Here is a 20,631-nt window from a genome sequence, read left to right on the forward strand (position 1 = left end):
TATGAGCATGGGTAAAAAATTAATGCATTGGGTGGACGCGCGTTTTCCAGCGACCGAAACCTATGAATACCATATGTCAAAGTACTATGCTCCAAAGAACTTTAACTTTTGGTACTTCTTTGGCGTGTTATCAATGGTCGTACTGGTCAATCAGTTAGTTACTGGTATTTGGCTGACGATGATGTACAACCCAAGTGCCGAAGGGGCGTTTGCCTCTGTTGAATACATCATGCGTGATGTCAAAGGCGGCTGGCTCATTCGTTATATGCACTCAACTGGCGCATCCGCGTTTTTCGTCGTTGTCTACTTGCATATGTTTAGAGCCTTACTATATGGTTCATACCAAAAACCACGTGAGCTGATTTGGCTCATCGGTATGGGTATTTACCTAGCATTGATGGCGGAAGGTTTCTTCGGTTATCTACTACCTTGGGGCAACATGTCATTCTGGGGTGCTCAGGTTATCTTAAACTTACCTGCTGCATTGCCTGTGATTGGCGATGGTCTTGCTGAATGGGTTCGTGGTGATTACATTATTTCAGGTATCACACTAAACCGCTTCTTTGCTCTACACGTTGTGGCAATTCCTTTAGTACTTGTCGGCTTAGTCTTTATGCATTTAGTGGCACTGCATCATGTGGGTTCAAATAACCCTGATGGTATTGACATTAAAAAGCTAAAAGATAAAAACGGTGTGCCATTAGATGGTATCGAATTCCATCCGTACTACACTGTGCATGATATGGTTGGTATTGTTGTCTTCTTTATCTTGTTCTTTGCAGTGGTATTCTTCTTCCCAGAAGGCGGCGGTTTCTTCCTTGAGCCACCAAACTTTGAGACAGCGAACTCGCTGAAAACGCCAGCACATATTGCCCCTGTCTGGTATTACACGCCTTTCTATGCCATCTTACGTGCGGTTCCTGATAAGCTTGGTGGTGTGATTGCAATGGGTGGCGCGATTGCCGTACTATTCTTGATCCCCTGGCTCGACAGATCGCCGGTACGCTCGATGCGTTATAAAGGTATTTTATCTAAAATTGCCTTAACGGTGTTTGCGATTAGCTTCTTAGTATTGGGTTATTTAGGTGCGACGCCAACAACGCCAACAGCAACAGTGATGGCTCGTATCTTTACTGTGTTGTATTTCTTGTTTTTCTTACTGATGCCAATTTACACCTCTATTGAAAAGTGTAAACAGCCACCAGAACGCGTTACCGGAGGTCACTAATGAGCACGCTAATTAAATCCCTAGCAGGTTTAGGCTTAGGCGCGGCATTAACCTTGACTGCTGGTACGGCACTAGCATCAGGTAGTGGCTGCGGTACGTTCACCAATGCTGACGGTGTTGAAGAACATTTAGCTTGTAGTACAGCCCCTATTGATTTTACCAATAAAGGCTCGTTACAAAACGGTGCGAAAAACTTTATGAACTACTGCGCTGGGTGTCACTCAGCACAGTATGTCCGTCACTCGCGCATTGCTAAAGATTTAGAGATACCACCTGAGTTGGTTGAAAAGTACTTGATGGTGACCACCGATCAAATCGGTGACCACATCAATGCTGAGATTGACCCTGAAGTACAAGCATCATGGTTTGGCGCTGCACCACCGGACTTATCGCTTGAGACCAGATTGCGCGGTGATGACTGGGTTTATACCTATCTACTATCGTTCTATGAAGATCCAAGCCGTCCTTGGGGTGCTAATAACTTAGTACTTGCCAATGCTGCTATGCCTCATGTATTGCATAATATGCAAGAAGAGCTCAGTCAAGAAGAGTTTGAATCTGAAGTCGGTGATTTAGTTAACTTTATGGCATGGATGGCAGAACCTGTCCGTCATGACCGTCAAGTAATTGGCTTCTTTGTAATCTTATTCTTGTTAGTGTTATTGATTCCAGTTTACTTATTGAATAAAGAATTCTGGAAAGACGTAAAATAATACGAATAAGCATTGTATAAGCGAAATAAAAAGCACTACTTCGGTAGTGCTTTTTTTTGCATTCAAACTCTATAAATAAGCCACTAAAAATACGCTAAACGGCAAAATTTTAAGCGCTATGTTTTCAGCACCAGATTTTTAATAAACAGTGTTTACGTACGCTATCTTGATAAATAGAACGACATTGTTTACGATGACAGGCTTTACTATTAACATTAGGCTTTCATGATTGATGCGAATGACATTCCAAGTAGTCAGCTAATCTTATACGCTGATGACGGCTACGACAGTCATGTAGTGCGCCTATTGCTTGAAGAAAAAAAGCTCGCCTATTATTTATCACGTCTGCATTCTGAACGCCCTGAAGATTTGACTGAGCTAAATCCTTATCATACTTTACCTGTCTTGCAGCAGCGTGAGATTGCGCTATATGAGATAAACGTCATCTTTGAGTATCTTGAAGAGCGTTACCATGCCAATAAACTCCTGCCTGAGACGCCGCAAGAGCGGGCAAAATTTCGCCAGTTAGCATGGCGTATTCAGCGTGACTGGCTAGCACTCGGTAAGCGATTGCTTATGCACCCAGATAGCTTCAATAAAGCTCAAGCTGCCATGGCTAGAAAGCAGCTGAGCGATTCGCTCATCACTATATCGCCGTTATTTGCGCATAAATCTTACTTTATGGCAGATGACTTTGGCTGGTGTGACGTGCTGCTAGCGCCTCTATTATGGCGATTAGAAGAGATGCAGATTGAGTTGCCGCGTGCTATTAGTCGTCCTTTATTTGACTATCAAAAACGTGTCTTTGAACGTGAAAGCTTTCAAAAAAGTGTGCGTTAATTAGACAATAGCCAATCGCTGCCTTAAAATAATAAATGATTGAGCGTAAATGAATGTCTATCAATAACATTCTGCTATTAATACCTTTTAACCCTTATTTAATACCGTCAATGTAGGAAGCCAAAAATGAGCGAAGAAACCACCTCTATTACCCCAACACGTCCTTATATGGTACGTGCCCTATATCAATGGATAGAAGATAATGCACTTACACCTTATCTGATGGTCGACGCCACTGCTGACAATGTGCAGATTCCAAAAGAACATGTACAAGATGGTCGTATCGTCCTTAATATTGCTAGCCGTGCTACGGGTAATATGAGTATGGGAAATGATTATATTAATTTTAGCGCGCGCTTTGGTGGAGTGTCACAAGAGATTTGGGTACCGCTGACGGCAGTACTCGGTATCTACGCAAAAGAGAACTCTCAAGGGATGTTTTTTGATCCTGATGAATATGATAATTATGTGCCTGACGAAGACGCTGTTGCGAGTAGCAGCTCTAAAACGAATGTTGCCGCTCCTAAGCCTAAACGCGATAATAAAGCCGGCTTAAAAGTCTTAAAATAATAAAATCTGCTACACAAAAAAGAGCCAGTCATATCAAGTATGACTGGCTCTTTTATTATCGACATGAAAGGGTTGCAACCTCAACAACGATTAAGTTCTTGGTAATGTCACACCGCGTTGACCTTGGTATTTACCACCGCGATCTTTATAACTGGTCTCGCAGACATCATCCGCATCGCTTTGGAAAAATAGCATTTGTGCAACCCCTTCGCCCGCATAAATACGTGCCGGTAGATTGGTAGTATTACTAAATTCTAAAGTAACATGCCCTTCCCACTCAGGCTCAAGTGGCGTAACATTGACGATGATACCACAGCGAGCGTAAGTTGATTTACCTAGGCAAATAGTCAATACGTCACGTGGAATACGGAAATACTCCATCGTGCGTGCTAATGCGAATGAATTCGGTGGAATAATACATTCGTCGCCTACGATATCAATAAAGCTTTTTTCATCGAAATTTTTAGGATCAACGACTACCGAATGGACATTGGTAAAAACTTTAAACTCAGGCGCACAGCGTACATCATAACCATAGCTTGAAGTGCCATAGCTGACTAAACGCTCGCCGGCATCATTAAAGCGTACTTGACCCGCTTCAAACGGCTCAATCATGCCATGTTCTTCGGCCATTTTACGAATCCAGCGGTCAGACTTAATAGACATTGTTGTTCCTTAGCAGATATAAAATAAGAGTGATGATATGAATGGTATTTTGATAGCGACGATTATACGGAATTGATGGCGTGATTTATAGGCTTGCCTGCGTTTAAAATAAATTTCTGGTCAACCTTACACTCACCTACCATTTTGCAAAATGATCTTCTGCCAGTCCTATCACCTTATCAAACTTAATCACCTCATCTTTAATACGAATTTCACCACTATAAAAACCAAGCCATTGCTCAAAAATACTGGCAACGATACCAAAGTTATCTGTCTTCTTATAAACCGTTGCCGGCGTAAAGGTCAAATCAATATCGACATTGCTCCAGCCAAGATTTTGATGATAGATGCGCCAAGGCTGCGGCATACTATCTAAGCTTGCTACGATTTTAGCACCCTTATCTTGCTCATTGGTCCGCAGATTTAAACCATCACGAACGAACATTACTGGCGGCAGATAAACTATCTGTCCATCAAGCCAGCACGCATTTTCACTAGCACCCGTCTCATTAACGCCCATCGCTAAATTTAAAGCAAAATGGCGACCGTCTGGTAAGTAGCTATTGATACAGCTCCAAAACCAATTGGTTTCATGACGCATATAACCGAGCGTCCAATCGAGATTGGCAATGCTGCTATCGCAAAATACTATTTTCCGAGCTTGTTGTTCGTCATTAAACGTTAAATTGGCTTTAATAGCTAAGTGACCTACGACTTTAGTAAGCGGCTCTTTTTGCGTAAAAGTCCAGCCGCGCCTACCTGTTGGAGTACAAACTGCCAATGGTTGTGCTTGTCGCTGTAGCGCAGCATCAAGAGCGATGAATTGGCTGTCTAGTACCACATTGACTTGTGACGGGGTAAAATCTAACGTCAATGTCAGATGCTTATGGGTAAACGCCATTTGCCCTTGATAGCAGTCACCTTCTAATTGCGTTTGATGCGTCAAAGGTTGCAAGGCTTCGCAAACTTCTAGCTGCTCAGTCTCATTATTGTAAAGATATACGAATGCACTAGTCGCAAGTTTAATCGTCGCCAGTGCCAAACAGACTCGATAAGGCGAGTGCACAATTTGGATAAAGCAGAATTGGTTGGCTTTTAAGTGTTTACGCCAATTGGGTAAGGGTTTTTGCGAAATAAGGTGACTATGATAATCCAGATAATTAATACTTTTGACTTGAAAGAAAACGCCAAAAGTGGGTTGACCATTTTGAATAAGTTGCTCAAGCACCTCTGGTTCCAATTTATTAGAGAGGTCAGAGAAAGATTGCTGAGTATTATATTGAGTCATAATGGCGGCATCCTAGCCAAATTTATACCAAGATATTAGCGGCTTTTTATACGGTAGATGTCGTTTGCTACTACTTCCTTATCATAGCAAACGACAATTCATTGGTTATTCAAACGCTCCAACTTTCAGCAGTAAGACTTTGTTATTAAAAAATACGCTTATCATCGACTGGTTTGGCGAATTTATTGATGTTGGTTTCAATATTTTTAGCAATACTTAGATAGTAGAACGCAAACTCATCATCGACCAAGACGCTTGGTTGACCTTTATCCACCTGTGCACGAATGCCACTGGCAAGTGGCAACTGCCCCAATAGTGGTACACGATATTGCTCAGCGATTTTTTCGCCACCGCCCTCACCAAAGATGGCTTCGGTATGATTACAGTTACTACAAGTATGCAGCGCCATGTTTTCAACCACGCCAAGCACAGGAATATTGGTTTTGTTGAACATCTCAATGCCTTTTTGCGCATCAAGTAACGCAATATGCTGCGGCGTCGTCACAATGACAGCACCCGTCACCGGAATACGCTGGGCAAGGGTAAGCTGAATATCCCCCGTACCTGGTGGCATGTCAATGACTAAGTAATCTAACTGTGGCCAATTGGTTTGATTGTATAACTGCATCAAGGCACCAGTGGCTTTAGGACCGCGCCATGCAACGGGCGTATTATCACCATCTAGTAAGCTGCCAATCGATAACATCGCCAGTCCATGGGCATTGATAGGCACAAACTGCTCGTTCTCTAACTCAGGTTTAACACCATCCACACCTAGCATCGCTGGCATACTGGGTCCATAAATATCAGCATCTAATATCCCAACACGGTTGCCAAGCTTTTGTAGTGCCAAAGCGATATTGACAGTGGTGGTTGATTTTCCCACACCGCCCTTACCAGATGCAACGACAATGATATGACGAATGCGCGGATGCGCGGACAAAGATGCTTGAGTTGGCGCAGCCTTAGTAATAGGTGGTTCAATATTAGCCGTACTATTACCAGCACTTACTGCTGACTTACCATGAGTGTCCATCGCATTGATGGTTTTTGGTATTGCTTTTGGCAAACTTGAGCCTTCACCTTTCATCGGCGCTGGTATCCTTACGTTCATATGAATGGTATGAATACCATGCGGTTGTAATAGTTGCCCAAGTGCTTGCTGAATCGCCTCAGGATCGCTTTCATGCGGCAGGCGTAAGTCTAAGGTGAGCTGATCACCATCGCGCTCAAGTCCTGTGACCATGGTAGCAATACTGGTAGCACCAACCTGATAGCCTAACAGTACCTTATCAATGGCGCTATCAAGAGCTACTTTCTGCTGCGGTGTCTCGGATTTTGAAGATCCTATTTTTTTTATGAAGTTAAACATAGCTACCTCTATAGATGGTTAAGTCTGGTAAGTTTCAATAACGCTTTTCCAAAAAATGTTTTAACAAAAAAATATATTCCGAAACGGTTTAGCCAGACGATTTTATGTACACAGTGTAGCTCAATGAGAGGTATAAAAAAACCACACTGTCAGTAGGTCTGAGATGGCAAGACGTCACTGAACTTTTATTTCAGTGGCATTTAATTAAGTCTAGTAAAAATAAAAACTAACCTAAGGGTAGAAATTGTGAGGCAATAAATAAATAAATCAGGACGCCTGACGCATCACAAACAGAGGTAATTAAAGGGGCACTGGCAGTGGCAGGGTCAAAACCTAATTTGTTTAATATAAAAGGCAGACTCATACCAATCACACAACCAATCATGACCACCGACACCATGCTCAGTGCTAAGACCATCGACACTACAGCGCCGCCGCGAATATAACCGATGATTGAGATAGCGACCGCCATGGTAGCGCCTAGCAGTAATGCAACCATTGCTTCTCGACCTACTAGCGAAAACCAGTCACGCATCACCACATCGCCAGTCGCTAGCGCACGTACCATCAAAGTAGCTGACTGCGAGCCGGCGTTACCACCACTATCTACCAGTAAGGGTAAGAAAAACACCAACACTAAGTTCGCCGCTATTACATCTTCAAAGTTTGCAATGCTCAGCCCTGAGAGTAAGTTCCCAAATACTAAAAATACCAGCCAAAAAACCCGTTTACGATATAAAACACGAATACTAACATCTTTTAAACGACCTACCATCGTAGAGACACCACCTGACTTATGAAAGTCATCGGTAGCTTCATCACTGGCAACATCCATTGCATCATCGTGGGTGACGATACCGACCAAAGCACCGCTGGCATCAGTAATTGGTAAAGAGATTAAGTCATAACGAGCCACAGTCTTCGCAACATCTTCTTGATCGTCGTTGACATCACAAGATATGACGGAGCTGACCATAATGTCATGAATTAACTGCTCTGGCGCTGCTAAAATGAGTACTCTTAACGACACCACACCTAGCAATTTGCGCTTAGCATCAATCACATAAGCGTGATAAATGGTTTCTGCATCTGGCGCTTCTAATCGCAGTGCTGCCAATGCCTCAGTGACGTTCATCTGAGCACCTAACGTCGCATAGCCAGAGCTCATTAAAGCCCCTGCAGTACGCTCTGCATAGGAAGCCAATCTGCGAATATCTTCACGCTTTGCTTGAGCTAAAGCTGGTAATAAGACATCACGTTGGTCTTGACTAAGGCACTTATATAAATCAACACGTTCATCAGACGGCATCTCTCCTACTATCTCTGCTAACACCGCTCGAGGAAACACATAGGCTAGCGCAACTTGAATATCCGCCTCTAAATAGGCAAATATTGTAGAACGATTGGGCAGCTGCTCTAATAGTTGCCAGGCGAGTTTGGGCTCAATAAGTGCCATTATATCGGCTATATCAATGGGACGTAATGCCTGCACTGCATCAGTCGCTTGCTCAAACTGCTGTTGCTCAATGGCAGCGCTTAGCTTCATTGCCATATTTTTATTATTCATCACCTTACCTCTACGCCCAAAATCATGCAGCAGGCGCTCATAAAAAAGAGCCAATATGATTGGCTCTGGTTAATATAAAGTTAAACCCTAATCTATTGGTCTTTTTTTAGCAAGCTCATGGCTATTAAGCTAAGAGACCAAACCATCTATTAATTCATAAACCAACCGTGGCTCGCGACAATGGATTGTCCGGTAAAAACATTGCTTGGGAATGCGGCTAAAAACAAAGCCAGTTGGGCGATGTCATCAACCGTGGTAAATTCTTTATCAACTGTATTGACCAGCATTATGTCGTTCACTACTGACTCTTCGCTGATGCCTTTTTCAGCCGCTTGCTGCGGGATTTGTTTTTCGACCAAAGGTGTTTTGACAAAACCTGGACAAATCACATGCGCGCGTACATTATGCTCAGCGCCTTCTTTTGCTAACACACGACACAGGCCAAGTAGACCATGCTTGGCGGTAACGTAAGGCGCCTTAAACATTGATGCTTCATGCGAGTGCACAGAACCCATATAGATGACAGTACCGCCTTTATCACCTTGATACATATGCTGTACGGCAGCTTTGGTGGTTAAAAACGCACCGTCCAAATGAATAGCAAGCATTTTTTTCCAGTCTTCAAACGCCATTTTATTAATGGGATCAATGATCTGAATACCAGCATTAGAGACGAGAATATCAATACCGCCAAAGGTATTGACTAACTTTTGTACGCCATCATTAACCGCAGCTTCAGATGTCACATCCATGGCAATTGCAAGAGCCCGCCCGCCTGCTGCTTTAATAGCATCAACGGTTTTCTGAGCCGCCTCAAGGTTGATATCTGCAATACCAACCGCAGCGCCTGCTTTGGCGTAAGTTTCAGCAATATCACGTCCGATACCGCTGGCAGCGCCTGTGACCAATGCCACTTTGCCGGTTAAATCCTGTTGTAATTGGGTCGCCATATATTGTCCTTAATAATAGGTAGTGATACGTAGTGATAAAATCAACCAGTAAATAAGCCACTAGAATATAGTGGCTATTAAACAACGTATTAATCAGCCTTTACACTGTCATTATGGTGCATTAAAGCTATTGAGCAATACTCACTGGTGTTTTTTCTTGTAGCTCTTCGAAGCTAACACCTTCTGCTAGCTCGACCAATTTCAGTCCATTGTCAGTCACATCGAGTACCGCAAGTTCAGTGATAATACGATCCACAACCCCTTTACCCGTCAATGGCAGCTCACAATTGGCTAGGATTTTTGGCTCGCCGTGTTTATTAACTTGCTCCATCAATACAATCACGCGTTGTACACCAGCGACCAAATCCATCGCGCCGCCCATGCCTTTGACCATCTTTTTGGGAATCATCCAGTTCGCCAAATCGCCCTGTTCTGAAACTTCCATCGCGCCCAATATCGCAAGATTAACGTGACCGCCGCGAATCATTGCAAATGACTCTGAGCTACTAAAATAACTCGCGCCTGGCTCTGCGGTCACCGTTTGTTTACCCGCATTAATTAAGTCAGCATCGACGTTTTCCGCTGTCGGAAACTCGCCAATACCTAATAAACCATTCTCTGACTGTAACCAAACATCCACGTCTTCAGGGATATAATTGGCTACTAGAGTTGGTAGACCGATGCCTAAGTTGACATAATAGCCGTCTTGCAGCTCTTTTGCGGCCCGCTGTGCCATCTGCTCTCTTGTCCATGCCATGATAACTTCCTTATTTTTTGCAATATTCTATTATTATTAATCTAAAAGCTTAGTAAATATTGTTATAAATGCTTTGACTAAGTTTTTAAGCTCAAGCGTTTAAGCGCCTTCGACTGCTTTGGTCGTAGTTTTTTCGATACGCTTTTCAGGGTTGCTATTTAATACAATACGCTGCACAAAAATACCTGGTAGGTGAATTTCATCAGGATTAAGTGTGCCCGTCTCGACGATTTCCTCTACCTCAACAATGGTAATTTTGCCAGCCATGGCACAGTCAGGATTGAAGTTACGAGCCGTCTTATTAAAGATTAGGTTACCTGCTTTGTCCGCTTTTTGTGCTTTGATAAGTGACACATCAGCGCGTAATGAGTGCTCAAGTACATAAGTACGACCGTCAAATTCGCGGGTTTCTTTACCTTCAGCGACTTGTGTGCCGACCCCAGTTGCCGTGTAAAACGCCGGAATACCAGCACCACCTGAACGTAGCTTTTCAGCCAATGTGCCTTGTGGGGTCAGCTCAACCTCTAACTCGCCTGCCAAGTATTGACGCTCAAATTCTTTATTTTCACCAACATAAGAGGAGATCATTTTCTTGATTTGGCGAGTTTGTAATAGCAACCCTAAGCCAAATCCATCAACACCAGCGTTATTACTAATACAGGTCAAATCTTTGACACCACTATCCCGTAATGCTTCGATTAACGCTTCTGGAATACCACACAAACCGAAACCACCAATTGCTAGTGTTTGTCCATCAGACACAATACCATTCAGCGCCGCTTCAGCGCTGTCATATACCTTTGATTGACTCATGCTTATCTCCTTGCAAGTCTCATTTTTATTATCTAAATTAATTTTTTCATTCGAATAAGTATTAGATTATCGACCGTTATTAAACTTATAGTAATACACTTTATATCAGTATAATATACAGAGTACAGCTGTAATAACTTAACATATAATTCTAGCAGCGACTAGACAATAATATGCAGCAAGTATAAAGCCGTGTCTTTTCTATAAACGTATGAATAGCAATTGCGGACGATGCCAAATAGATACGGTTTAATTTATAATATAAGACTATGTTTTACAAAATTTTTGGTTTGCTCTATTACTATTAATTTTATTGAAATTTTTTATTGACCAATGTTGCTATGAGCGGCATGCTAATGGTCTTCACGTGCCAAGGAGAGGCAATTATGTTTAGCACATTTGCTATTGTCATTACTTTATTATTATTGATGTTCTTTGCTTATCGCGGTTATTCCGTATTGATTTTAGCGCCGATTATGGCTGCTTTAGCTGTCTTACTTTCAGGTGATTTTTTAAGCAGTATTCCTGCCTATACTGATGTATTTATGAGCGCATTGAGTGGCTTCCTACTCAAATTCTTTCCTATCTTTTTATTGGGCGCCTTATTTGGGCGTTTGATGGCAGACTCTGGGGCAGCAACAGCGATTGCCAAAACGGTGGTCGAAAAGCTTGGTGCTAGTAAAGCGATTTTGGCGGTTATCTTAGTTTGTGGTATTTTGACTTACGGTGGTGTATCGCTGTTTGTCGTGGCATTTGCCATTTATCCAATCGCCAAAGATTTATTTAGAGCCGCTGATATTCCTAAGCGTTTGATTCCAGCAGCGATTGCGTTAGGTTCATTCACCTTTACGATGACAGCGTTACCGGGTACCCCTGCCATTCAGAATGCCATTCCTATTCCTTATTACAATACCAACGTCTTTGCCGCGCCTATTTTAGGTCTTATTGGCGGTACGGTGATGTTTGTCTGTGGTTGGTTATGGCTACAGTCGCGTGCCAGAAAAGCCAGCGCTGCGGGCGAAGGTTATGGTCTGCATGATGAAAGCGATGTAGGCGGCGTTGGTGGAGGAGTGGCAGAGACCAATTTGCTTAGTACTCATCACACTTCATTTACTGTTGCGATGATTCCATTATTTTTGGTCATCGGTTTGAACGCTTTATTGACTTACGTTGTCTTCCCATCAATGGATTTTAGTGGTTTACAAACTAAGTTTCCAGACTTGAATATTGCAGGCTCGTTGGGACTATGGTCAATTATCATCTCATTGGTGGTGGCCTGCGTTGCCCTAATCCTCATGCGTATCGGTCATTGGACGAACCTGCAAAAAACCATCAACCGTGGTACTTATGATTCTATGTTGCCAATTTTTAATACGGCATCGGAAGTAGGCTATGGTGCCGTTATCGCTTCATTAGCAGGTTTTCTTATCATTCGCGACAGCATTTTAAATCTAACGCCAGGTAACCCACTTATCTCAGAAGCGGTCGCTATGACTACGCTGGCTGGTATTACCGGTTCATCATCGGGTGGTTTGAGTATTGCGCTATCGACCTTGGGTGAAGATTATCTAAGAATGGCAGTCGCTGCGGGTATTGATCCAGAGCTGATGCACCGAGTAGCAGTGATGGCAGCAGGCGGCTTGGATACTTTGCCGCATAGTGGCGCGGTTATTACTTTACTGGCGATTTGTGGTTTGACACATAAGCAGTCTTATCTCAACATTGCTATGGTTACCATGGTCATTCCATTGATTGCGGTCGTCGTAGTTATTACTTTGGGCACGCTATTTGGTTCTTTCTAATTGGATTGAGTCAATGAAATATGTAATAGAGTCAGCTTAACAACGGTAAAATACTACTGTTTTACATTAACCATAAAAAGACCCACTAAGCAAACGCTTGGTGGGTCTTTTTATGAGTGCTTTATAAGGATTTACTATGTTTAATCTGTATCATAAATAGTAATGAATAGATGGTATTTTATAGGCTATATGGCGCTTATTAGCATATTAATTCAGAAGGAATATCACAAATTTAGCCGAATTACGGTATCATAGGCACACTTTTTTAATTTCTATTGATAATCAATCCGTTTATATAAAATATAGGTGATGCAAGTGCGTGAGATTCTAGTAACCAGTGCCCTGCCCTACGCCAATGGCGACATCCATTTGGGGCATCTTGTAGAATACATCCAAACTGATATTTGGGTGCGTTCAATGAAAGCGCAAGGTCATAAGGTGACTTATGTCTGCGCGGATGATGCTCATGGTACTGCCATCATGCTCAAAGCCGAAGACAATGGCATCACGCCAGAACAGCAAATCGCCAATGTACAAGCTGCTCATGAAGCGGATTTTGCTAAGTTCTTGATTGATTTTGATAATTATCATTCAACGCACTCTGCCGAAAATAAAGAATGCTCTGAGCTAATCTATCGTCGTCTAAGAGACGCCGGTCATATCTCTACCCGTGATGTTGAACAGTTATTTGACCCTGAAAAACAGCTTTTTTTAGCGGATCGTTTTGTCAAAGGTACTTGCCCTGAATGCGACGCAGCCGACCAATATGGTGATAACTGTGAAGTGTGCGGTACTACCTATGATGCAACTGACCTAAAAGACCCGCATTCTACCTTATCTAATGCTACACCTGTGCTTAAAACCTCCAAGCATTATTTCTTTGACTTGCCAGAGTTTGAGCAATTCTTAAAAGATTGGACGCGCAGTGACAATCGCTTGCAGGTATCGGTTGCTAATAAGCTGCAAGAATGGTTTGATGCCGGTTTGACCAGTTGGGACATTTCACGCGATGCGCCCTACTTTGGTTTTCAAATCCCTGATACGCCAAGTGATGAGCCAGAAAAATACTTTTATGTCTGGCTAGATGCACCTGTCGGCTACATGGCAAGCTTTAAAAACTTGTGTGAGAAACGTGCTGGTACCAATGAGGCGCTTGATTTTGATCATTACTGGATGCAAGAAAACGAGCATAAAACTGAGGTTTATCACTTCATCGGTAAAGATATCGTTTACTTCCATGCGCTATTTTGGCCAGCGATGCTTGCTGGTAGTGAGTTCCGCACCCCAACCGGCGTCTTTGCTCATGGCTTCTTGATGGTCAATGGCGAAAAAATGAGTAAGTCACGCGGCACTTTTATTAAAGCGGACACTTATGCCCAATATTTGCATCCTGAATATCTGCGCTATTATTTCGCCAGCAAACTGTCTGACAAAGTCGAAGATATTAACCTAGATTTAGAAGACTTTATGCAAAAGGTCAACTCAGACTTGGTCGGAAAAGTGGTCAATATTGCCAGCCGTAGTGCGGGATTCTTAGTGAAGAAATACGACGGTATGCTCACAGATGTTTGTGCTGAGCCGCGCTTGCTAGAAGATATAACTAAGACTGGCGATGAGATTGCTGCCGCTTACGAGAACCGTGAATTCTCGCGTGCCATGCGTTTGATTATGCAGTGTGCGGATAAAGCTAACGAATATATTGACGAGAAAAAACCATGGGCGCTTGCCAAGGTTGAAGGTGCAGAACAAGAAGTCCAAGACGTCTGCTCGGTTGCAATCAATATCTTCCGTCAATTGATGGTATATCTGGCTCCTATTTTGCCTGAGCTGACTGAAAATGCTAGAGAGTTTCTGAATATTGAGAGCTTAAGCTTTGCTAGCCGTAATGAGTGGCTACTTGGACATCAAATCAATAAGTTTAAACCTTTGATGCAGCGTATTGAGGAAAAAGACATTGCAGCGATGGTTGAGGACTCTAAAGCATCATTAACGCAAACAGACGCTCCTACTGCTAGCAAAGACGATAAAGCCACACCCGCAGTCATGACGAATCATACTGAGCAAAACGATTATATCGGTATTGAAGACTTTGCTAAGGTTGAGATGAAAGTTGCTCATGTTGTCGCTTGTAATCACGTTGAAGGCGCAGACAAACTACTCCAGTTCACTTTAGACGTCGGTGAAGCTCAAACACGCAATGTCTTTAGCGGTATTCGTAAGTTTTATGAGCCAGAGCAATTATTAGATAAAAAAGTCATTTGTGTGACCAATCTTGCCCCGCGTAAAATGAAATTTGGCGTATCAGAAGGTATGATCCTGTCATCAGGCGACCCAAAGACAGGCTTAACTGTCGTTACCTTGCCTGATAACTGTGTGATTGGCGATGTACTCGCCTAAACAGTCTTGTTATCACTGATGTATTAAATATTGGAGAATAACAATGGTATTGCTAAGGTTATTGGCAGATATTCTCCTTTATTTAACCTTTGCCTTACTTGTTTATTGGTTTTTTATCAACGATATAACGGCCCTATGGATTGCTATTGGCAGCGGTATTATTAGCGCTCTATTATTCATGTATACAGCAGATATAAATCGCTCTCGACGTCACCGTCATTCAGAGCCTTCTGGTATATGGGATTGGTTTAATTTTATTGATATCATCGAAATTCCACTGCGTTTGCTTTGGTGGTTATTTAGTAATATATGGCGTATTTTTGATTAAAAAAAACAATATACCAAACAACAAAAAAGATGTCCTGAGTGGCATCTTTTTTATTACCCTAAATTCATCGAATTTGGTCATAAAATCTAATTATATAAAATCTTAAGCAAACAAAATTCGGTTAATATTTTATAGGTAAAATCAATGACAAATGGGTTTTAATTTCTTGTTGCCATAAGTTACATTACTGTCATAATATGGACGTAATGATCAATGGATTGATTACTTTGATGTTAGCCCGTTATCTCAGCATGCACATAACATTGACTCGGGTAACCTGCACTTTCTAACCTACGAGCCACTATAAAATGACCTTTGCTACTACTTTACGCTTTAGCCTATTCGGTGCTGCGATGAGCGCCGCGCTTGGATTATCAGCCTGCTCTAAACCTGCAGATACTACAACGACCGCCGATGACAGTGTCACTACTGCTCAAAAACCTGCCAAAACTTTGGCCATCACTCAAATCGTTGAGCATCCCTCATTAGATGATATGCGCCGCGGTATTATTGATGAACTGGCGGATAATGGTTATATCGAAGGTCAGAATCTAAAGGTCAACTTTCAAAGTGCGCAAGGTAATACGGCAACCGCAGGACAAATTGCTAAGCAGTTCGTCGGCGACAATCCTGATGCCATCGTTGCAATATCAACACCTTCTGCACAATCTGTCGTTTCAGCAACTACAACCATACCAATTATATATACCGCTGTCTCAGATCCACTGGGTGCCAAACTTATCACCGCTGATGGCAAACCTTTTCAAAGTAATTTGACTGGGCTTTCTAGTCAATTACCATTAGAGCCGCAGTTGGATTTACTACAACAGATTAAACCCAACCTCAAAACGATTGGTTATGTCTATAGTCCTGGAGAAGCCAACTCCGTATCCTTGCGTGATGAGCTCAAAAAAGCGCTGCCGGCACGTGGTTTATCATTGTTGGACATTCCAGCCAACCGTCCAACCGATATTGGTATGGCGACACGTAGCCTACAGGGTCGCGCCGATATTATTTACACCTCATTTGACAATAACGTTGCTTCAGCTTTTGAAGCCATGGCACAAGCTGCCAATGAGCTAAAGCTGCCTATCGTTGCCTCTGACGAGTTCAGTGTCCAACGCGGCGCTACAGCCGCACTTGGCGTGAATGATTATGACTTTGGACGTGTCACTGGCAAGATGGTTTATCGCATTCTAAATGGTGAAGCAGTCAGTAGCGTTAAGCCTGAAGTGATGAATGAGTTAACGCTTTATGTCAGTCCAAAAAATGCCAAAACCCAAGGTGTCGTGTTGTCAGATGCGCTACTAAAAAATGCCATCAATGTTGATGAAAAAGTAAAAGCTGCCAGCAAATAATCGCTAGTAGTATTGTTTTTAGATAAGTAGCAATGAATAGATAAATTATAAATTATAACAAGCACTGTTTATAACCGCAGTATGCAAGACCTTTTCTTTATCTTTTATATAATGTACGGACACATTATAATTCTCAGGAGTAAGACCCATGTTGTATCAGAATCGTTTTGCCAAAGCTCTTTTATGGGGCGGTGTTTGTACCGCAATCTTGACCGGTTGTAATCAACCAGCAAAGGATGCCAGCACGGATGGCACTGCTGCCACTGGTAGTGACACCAGCACTGCTATGAAAACGGTTGCCATTACCGCCATCGTTGAGCATCCAGCGCTTGATGATGTGCGTAAAGGGGTGATTGATGAGTTAAACGAGGCCGGCTTTAAAGATGGCGAAAACTTAAAAGTCAACTTCCAAAGTGCGCAAGGCAATACCGCTACTGCTGGTCAGATTGCCAAGCAATTCGTCGCAGACAATGCAGACGTTATCATCGCTATTGGTACCCCATCAGCGCAGTCAGTAGCGGCCGCAACCAGCAGTATTCCATTGGTGTTTTCAGCCGTCACCGATCCGGTTGAAGCAAAGCTGGTATCAAAACTTGATGGTTCTGGTACCAACGTTACTGGTGGTTCTGATGCGCTTCCTTATGAGCCACAAATCGAATTGATGCGCCAAATTATTCCTAGCCTAAAAAACGTCGGCTACGTCTATAGCCCAGGTGAAGTCAACTCAACAATTATCCTAAAAAACCTAAAAGAGAAACTGACGCCACTAGGTATCAAAGTACATGAAGCCCCTGCTCAGCGTAGTACTGATATTGCGATGGCTGCACGTAGTCTAGAAGGTAAGGTCGATATGATCTATACCTCAACCGATAATAACGTGGTTTCAGCTTATGAGTCACTATACCAAGCTGCTAAAGAAAGTAAGATTCCACTAATCGCCTCTGATACCAGCTCAGTTGAGCGCGGTGCCATTGCCGCATTGGGCGTCAACTACTATGATCTTGGTCGTGAAACGGGTAAAATTGTCGTACGTATTTTAAATGGTGAAAAAGCAGGCGCTATCCCTGTTTATACGCCAAAGGTTCTTGACTTATATGTCAGCCCAAAACATGCTAAAGAGCAAGGTATCACTTTACCGCAAGCCGTTATTGATAAAGCAAAAGAAGTAGTAAAATAAATTTTTAGCCTCTACATTTAGCGTCTATACTGAATATCGAGTAGAAAGTAGACGATAATGTTGATTGCGCAAGCCGTCGTTATCGTCTACATTAGCTATTTGTTGCTAAAAACTATTGCTACAAACAAAACCCAGCTATTTGTCAGTAGGCTGGGCTTGTTTTTTAAAGGCTTTCAATAAGCAAAGATTATGATCATTTATGACTATGATCGGTTGTGCTTCACCCTAGCTGCAGATTATACAATCTGTTAAATTCACCGCCTAAGTGTTTGGCTTTATGATGATGCTATATACCACTCGTCTCCAGCTTGTAGTATATAGTTCGCTAAACACTTGGTTATGACTTACTGATCTCTTATGTCTTTAATTGCTTTTTTTGGTGCACTTGAAAGTGGTCTGATTTATGGCCTAGTGGCGCTTGGCGTCCTGATCTCATTTCGTACCCTCGATTTCCCTGACTTAACCGCTGACGGTAGCTTTCCGTTAGGTGGCGCTGTCGCTGGCATCTCTATCATTGCTGGTTTCAATCCTTGGCTTGCGTGTGTTTTTGGTATGCTAGCAGGGTCAGTTGCCGGTATCGTGACCGCATGGCTACACGTCAAACTGGGCATTTTGCAATTACTTGCCAGTATCTTGGTTATGGTTGCGCTGTATTCTGTCAACCTTCGGATTATGGGTGCGCCAAACTTACCCTTATTGGGTGAAACTACGGTATTTAGCACCTTGGTCAATGACGGCAACGGTTATTGGATGCGCTGCCTGATTATTGGTGTGGTAATCATATTTGCAAAGTTATTCTTAGACTGGTTTTATAGTACCGAAACCGGTCTGTCTATGCGGGCGACTGGCTCGAATTTACGTATGGCACAAGCGCAAGGTATCAATACCTCATGGATGACCATCATTGGTATGGCGATTTCTAACGGTTTGATTGCACTGGCGGGTGCGCTGTTTGTGCAAACCCAAGGTGGCGCTGATATCTCAATTGGTATCGGTACTATCGTTATTGGTTTAGCGGCAGTCATCATCGGTGAGACCATCATTCCCGCTAAGCGCATTTGGCTCATTACCATGGCTGTCATCATTGGCGCAGTGCTATATAAGCTATTTATTCAGGTTGCTCTATCAAGCGATACGCTACGTAGTATTGGCTTTGGTCCACAAGATTTGAACTTGATTACGGCGCTACTCGTGGTATTGGCACTAGTATTGCCAAAAGCTAAAAATAAATTTTTAAGTCGTAAAGTTCGGGCTTAATGTCAATGTGCACCCATAAGGAATAATAATTATGATGCAAGCTACAGATTTGCGGTTGACCTTTAATCCTGGAACGCCTATTGAAAACCCTGCCCTACGTGGTATCAATCTAAATATCGCTGATGGTGAATTTGTCACTGTCATCGGTACCAATGGCGCGGGTAAATCGACCTTTTTAAACGCGGTCAGTGGCACCACACGCGTCGATAGTGGCTCAATCTTGTTAAATGGCATTGATGTTACCAAAAAGACTGCACATCAGCGTGCCCATTGGGTGGCTCGTGTATTCCAAGACCCAATGGCAGGAACTTGTGAAGCGTTAACGATTGAAGAGAACATGGCACTTGCCTATAAGCGCGGCGGCAAACGTGGACTTAACTTTGCATTGAATCCAAACAATCGTGATTTATTTAAAGAAAAGCTCTCAGTGCTAAAGCTTGGCTTAGAAAATCGTCTGACTGACCGTATGGGCTTGTTGTCCGGCGGTCAGCGCCAAGCCGTTAGTCTATTGATGGCATCATTGCAGCCGTCTAAGATTCTACTGCTTGATGAGCACACTGCGGCGCTTGACCCTAAGACTGCTGCTTTTGTTTTAGAATTGACTGATAAAATCGTCACTGATAATCAGCTGACTACCATGATGGTCACCCACTCGATGCAACAAGCATTAGCTCATGGCACCAGAACCGTAATGCTACATCAGGGCGAAGTGGTATTAGACGTCTCTGGCGATAAACGTCAAGGTATGACTGTCCATGACTTGCTCGATATGTTTGAGCAAACGCGTGGCGAAAAAGTTGACGATGATAGCTTGATATTGAGCTAACTGATAAAACTCATTTCTTTTAATATCAATAAAAAACGCCTACTTCACCGTAGGCGTTTTTTGCTTTTGATTTGATATAAAAACTATCGTCGATGGTTATCTCAATTCAGAATCTAATATCACAAGTTTTTGAATCAGCTCACTGACATGCTGTGCTTGCATCTTTTTCATTACCTGTGAGCGATGTACTTCAACTGTGCGTACAGATACATCCAAATGGTCAGCGATAATTTTATTAAGATTACCCTGCATGATCTCATTAGCGACTTGTTTTTCTTTATCGGTCAGTTGGGCATAAAGAGTGCGAATATAGTAAAGCTTGGCGCGTTTGAGCGTTATGGCTTGCGCATGGTGAATAGCCTCTTGTAAACGCTGAATACCGATAGGTTTTTCTAAATAATCAGCAGCGCCATTCTTTAGCATTGCTACCGCGTCGTCAATCTCGCCATTACCGGTTAAAGCTATCAAGGCGATGGGACTCTGCTGTTTATTAAGATGAGTTTGCAACTCCTGACCACTCATATCAGGCAGCATCAAATCACTCACCGCAACCGCTGGCGCATAAATATCCACTTGCTGTAAAAACGTCAACGCACTGTCCCAAGTTTGGGTTGATAAACCTAGGCTATTTATTAAAAACTCACACGAATAGCGCACGCTTTCTTCATCATCAATAATATGAATGACAAGTAGCTCATTTAAGTGCTCAGAAGAAGACATGC

At 42.7% G+C, this 20,631-nt stretch carries 19 protein-coding genes; 11 read left to right on the plus strand and 8 right to left on the minus strand.

Annotation, left to right across the window (positions count from 1 at the left end; all coding sequences use genetic code 11):
- Positions 1–7: 7 nt before the first annotated feature.
- From ACMHKH_RS08035 to ACMHKH_RS08050, 4 genes are all read left to right on the plus strand, one after another.
- Positions 8–1,228, plus strand: a complete 1,221-nt coding sequence (locus ACMHKH_RS08035; RefSeq protein WP_413520148.1) for a cytochrome b — start codon at positions 8–10, stop codon at positions 1,226–1,228.
- Positions 1,228–1,941 (plus strand): cytochrome c1, encoded by a 714-nt coding sequence (locus ACMHKH_RS08040; protein ID WP_413520122.1) that lies wholly within the window; start codon positions 1,228–1,230, stop codon positions 1,939–1,941. Before ACMHKH_RS08035 ends, ACMHKH_RS08040 begins: the two co-directional genes overlap by 1 nt.
- Positions 1,942–2,166: 225 nt before the next feature.
- On the plus strand, positions 2,167–2,781 hold the full coding sequence (locus ACMHKH_RS08045) for a glutathione S-transferase N-terminal domain-containing protein (RefSeq protein ID WP_413520123.1): 615 nt from the start codon (positions 2,167–2,169) through the stop codon (positions 2,779–2,781).
- Between the two features lie 126 nt (positions 2,782–2,907).
- Entirely contained in the window at positions 2,908–3,351 is a 444-nt protein-coding gene (locus ACMHKH_RS08050) for a ClpXP protease specificity-enhancing factor (protein ID WP_413520124.1), read from the plus strand.
- Between the two features lie 90 nt (positions 3,352–3,441).
- Here the strand turns inward: ACMHKH_RS08050 and dcd are convergent, their stop codons facing one another.
- The 7 genes from dcd to ACMHKH_RS08085 form a co-directional block, all read right to left on the minus strand.
- Positions 3,442–4,017, minus strand: a complete 576-nt coding sequence (gene dcd / locus ACMHKH_RS08055) for a dCTP deaminase (RefSeq protein ID WP_010199897.1) — start codon at positions 4,015–4,017, stop codon at positions 3,442–3,444.
- A gap of 136 nt (positions 4,018–4,153) precedes the next feature.
- Positions 4,154–5,305 (minus strand): DUF2804 domain-containing protein, encoded by a 1,152-nt coding sequence (locus ACMHKH_RS08060; protein ID WP_413520125.1) that lies wholly within the window; start codon positions 5,303–5,305, stop codon positions 4,154–4,156.
- Between the two features lie 145 nt (positions 5,306–5,450).
- Positions 5,451–6,677 carry an iron-sulfur cluster carrier protein ApbC gene (gene apbC / locus ACMHKH_RS08065; RefSeq protein ID WP_413520126.1) on the minus strand — a complete coding sequence of 409 codons (1,227 nt, stop codon included), beginning with the start codon at positions 6,675–6,677 and terminating at the stop codon, positions 5,451–5,453.
- A 226-nt stretch (positions 6,678–6,903) separates the two neighbouring features.
- Positions 6,904–8,244 carry a magnesium transporter gene (gene mgtE, locus ACMHKH_RS08070; RefSeq protein ID WP_413520127.1) on the minus strand — a complete coding sequence of 447 codons (1,341 nt, stop codon included), beginning with the start codon at positions 8,242–8,244 and terminating at the stop codon, positions 6,904–6,906.
- A gap of 149 nt (positions 8,245–8,393) precedes the next feature.
- Complete coding sequence (locus ACMHKH_RS08075) at positions 8,394–9,194, minus strand: 3-hydroxybutyrate dehydrogenase (protein ID WP_413520128.1); 801 nt, start codon at positions 9,192–9,194, stop codon at positions 8,394–8,396.
- 127 nt (positions 9,195–9,321) lie between these two features.
- Positions 9,322–9,951 carry a CoA transferase subunit B gene (locus tag ACMHKH_RS08080; protein ID WP_413520129.1) on the minus strand — a complete coding sequence of 210 codons (630 nt, stop codon included), beginning with the start codon at positions 9,949–9,951 and terminating at the stop codon, positions 9,322–9,324.
- 99 nt (positions 9,952–10,050) lie between these two features.
- On the minus strand, positions 10,051–10,764 hold the full coding sequence (locus tag ACMHKH_RS08085) for a CoA transferase subunit A (protein ID WP_413520130.1): 714 nt from the start codon (positions 10,762–10,764) through the stop codon (positions 10,051–10,053).
- 386 nt (positions 10,765–11,150) lie between these two features.
- Here ACMHKH_RS08085 and ACMHKH_RS08090 point away from each other — a divergent pair, with 386 nt between their 5' ends.
- From ACMHKH_RS08090 to ACMHKH_RS08120, 7 genes are all read left to right on the plus strand, one after another.
- On the plus strand, positions 11,151–12,566 hold the full coding sequence (locus tag ACMHKH_RS08090; protein ID WP_413520131.1) for a GntP family permease: 1,416 nt from the start codon (positions 11,151–11,153) through the stop codon (positions 12,564–12,566).
- A 309-nt stretch (positions 12,567–12,875) separates the two neighbouring features.
- Positions 12,876–14,963, plus strand: coding sequence for a methionine--tRNA ligase (gene metG / locus ACMHKH_RS08095; protein WP_413520149.1), 2,088 nt, complete (start codon positions 12,876–12,878; stop codon positions 14,961–14,963).
- Between the two features lie 43 nt (positions 14,964–15,006).
- The gene (locus tag ACMHKH_RS08100; RefSeq protein WP_413520132.1) at positions 15,007–15,291 is read left to right on the plus strand and encodes a hypothetical protein; all 285 of its coding nucleotides are present in this window, start codon (positions 15,007–15,009) and stop codon (positions 15,289–15,291) included.
- A 308-nt stretch (positions 15,292–15,599) separates the two neighbouring features.
- The gene (locus tag ACMHKH_RS08105; RefSeq protein WP_413520133.1) at positions 15,600–16,649 is read left to right on the plus strand and encodes an ABC transporter substrate-binding protein; all 1,050 of its coding nucleotides are present in this window, start codon (positions 15,600–15,602) and stop codon (positions 16,647–16,649) included.
- Between the two features lie 148 nt (positions 16,650–16,797).
- Complete coding sequence (locus ACMHKH_RS08110) at positions 16,798–17,826, plus strand: ABC transporter substrate-binding protein (RefSeq protein WP_413520134.1); 1,029 nt, start codon at positions 16,798–16,800, stop codon at positions 17,824–17,826.
- A 357-nt stretch (positions 17,827–18,183) separates the two neighbouring features.
- The gene (locus ACMHKH_RS08115; RefSeq protein ID WP_413520135.1) at positions 18,184–19,083 is read left to right on the plus strand and encodes an ABC transporter permease; all 900 of its coding nucleotides are present in this window, start codon (positions 18,184–18,186) and stop codon (positions 19,081–19,083) included.
- Positions 19,084–19,114: 31 nt separating this feature from the next.
- Positions 19,115–19,909 carry an ABC transporter ATP-binding protein gene (locus ACMHKH_RS08120; protein WP_413520136.1) on the plus strand — a complete coding sequence of 265 codons (795 nt, stop codon included), beginning with the start codon at positions 19,115–19,117 and terminating at the stop codon, positions 19,907–19,909.
- Positions 19,910–20,005: 96 nt separating this feature from the next.
- Here the strand turns inward: ACMHKH_RS08120 and ACMHKH_RS08125 are convergent, their stop codons facing one another.
- Positions 20,006–20,629 (minus strand): response regulator transcription factor, encoded by a 624-nt coding sequence (locus ACMHKH_RS08125; protein WP_413520137.1) that lies wholly within the window; start codon positions 20,627–20,629, stop codon positions 20,006–20,008.
- Between the last annotated feature and the right edge of the window lie 2 nt (positions 20,630–20,631).

The organism is Psychrobacter glacincola (assembly GCF_965118485.1).
Classification (GTDB): Bacteria; Pseudomonadota; Gammaproteobacteria; order Pseudomonadales; family Moraxellaceae; genus Psychrobacter; species Psychrobacter glacincola_D.

Coding starts and splice junctions, on each gene's coding strand:
- ACMHKH_RS08035 (WP_413520148.1), top strand. CDS start 8: ATGGGTAAAAAATTAATGCATTGGGTGGACGCGCGTTTTCCAGCGACC.
- ACMHKH_RS08040 (WP_413520122.1), top strand. CDS start 1,228: ATGAGCACGCTAATTAAATCCCTAGCAGGTTTAGGCTTAGGCGCGGCA.
- ACMHKH_RS08045 (WP_413520123.1), top strand. CDS start 2,167: ATGATTGATGCGAATGACATTCCAAGTAGTCAGCTAATCTTATACGCT.
- ACMHKH_RS08050 (WP_413520124.1), top strand. CDS start 2,908: ATGAGCGAAGAAACCACCTCTATTACCCCAACACGTCCTTATATGGTA.
- dcd (WP_010199897.1), bottom strand. CDS start 4,017: ATGTCTATTAAGTCTGACCGCTGGATTCGTAAAATGGCCGAAGAACAT.
- ACMHKH_RS08060 (WP_413520125.1), bottom strand. CDS start 5,305: ATGACTCAATATAATACTCAGCAATCTTTCTCTGACCTCTCTAATAAA.
- apbC (WP_413520126.1), bottom strand. CDS start 6,677: ATGTTTAACTTCATAAAAAAAATAGGATCTTCAAAATCCGAGACACCG.
- mgtE (WP_413520127.1), bottom strand. CDS start 8,244: ATGAATAATAAAAATATGGCAATGAAGCTAAGCGCTGCCATTGAGCAA.
- ACMHKH_RS08075 (WP_413520128.1), bottom strand. CDS start 9,194: ATGGCGACCCAATTACAACAGGATTTAACCGGCAAAGTGGCATTGGTC.
- ACMHKH_RS08080 (WP_413520129.1), bottom strand. CDS start 9,951: ATGGCATGGACAAGAGAGCAGATGGCACAGCGGGCCGCAAAAGAGCTG.
- ACMHKH_RS08085 (WP_413520130.1), bottom strand. CDS start 10,764: ATGAGTCAATCAAAGGTATATGACAGCGCTGAAGCGGCGCTGAATGGT.
- ACMHKH_RS08090 (WP_413520131.1), top strand. CDS start 11,151: ATGTTTAGCACATTTGCTATTGTCATTACTTTATTATTATTGATGTTC.
- metG (WP_413520149.1), top strand. CDS start 12,876: ATGCAAGTGCGTGAGATTCTAGTAACCAGTGCCCTGCCCTACGCCAAT.
- ACMHKH_RS08100 (WP_413520132.1), top strand. CDS start 15,007: ATGGTATTGCTAAGGTTATTGGCAGATATTCTCCTTTATTTAACCTTT.
- ACMHKH_RS08105 (WP_413520133.1), top strand. CDS start 15,600: ATGACCTTTGCTACTACTTTACGCTTTAGCCTATTCGGTGCTGCGATG.
- ACMHKH_RS08110 (WP_413520134.1), top strand. CDS start 16,798: ATGTTGTATCAGAATCGTTTTGCCAAAGCTCTTTTATGGGGCGGTGTT.
- ACMHKH_RS08115 (WP_413520135.1), top strand. CDS start 18,184: ATGTCTTTAATTGCTTTTTTTGGTGCACTTGAAAGTGGTCTGATTTAT.
- ACMHKH_RS08120 (WP_413520136.1), top strand. CDS start 19,115: ATGATGCAAGCTACAGATTTGCGGTTGACCTTTAATCCTGGAACGCCT.
- ACMHKH_RS08125 (WP_413520137.1), bottom strand. CDS start 20,629: ATGTCTTCTTCTGAGCACTTAAATGAGCTACTTGTCATTCATATTATT.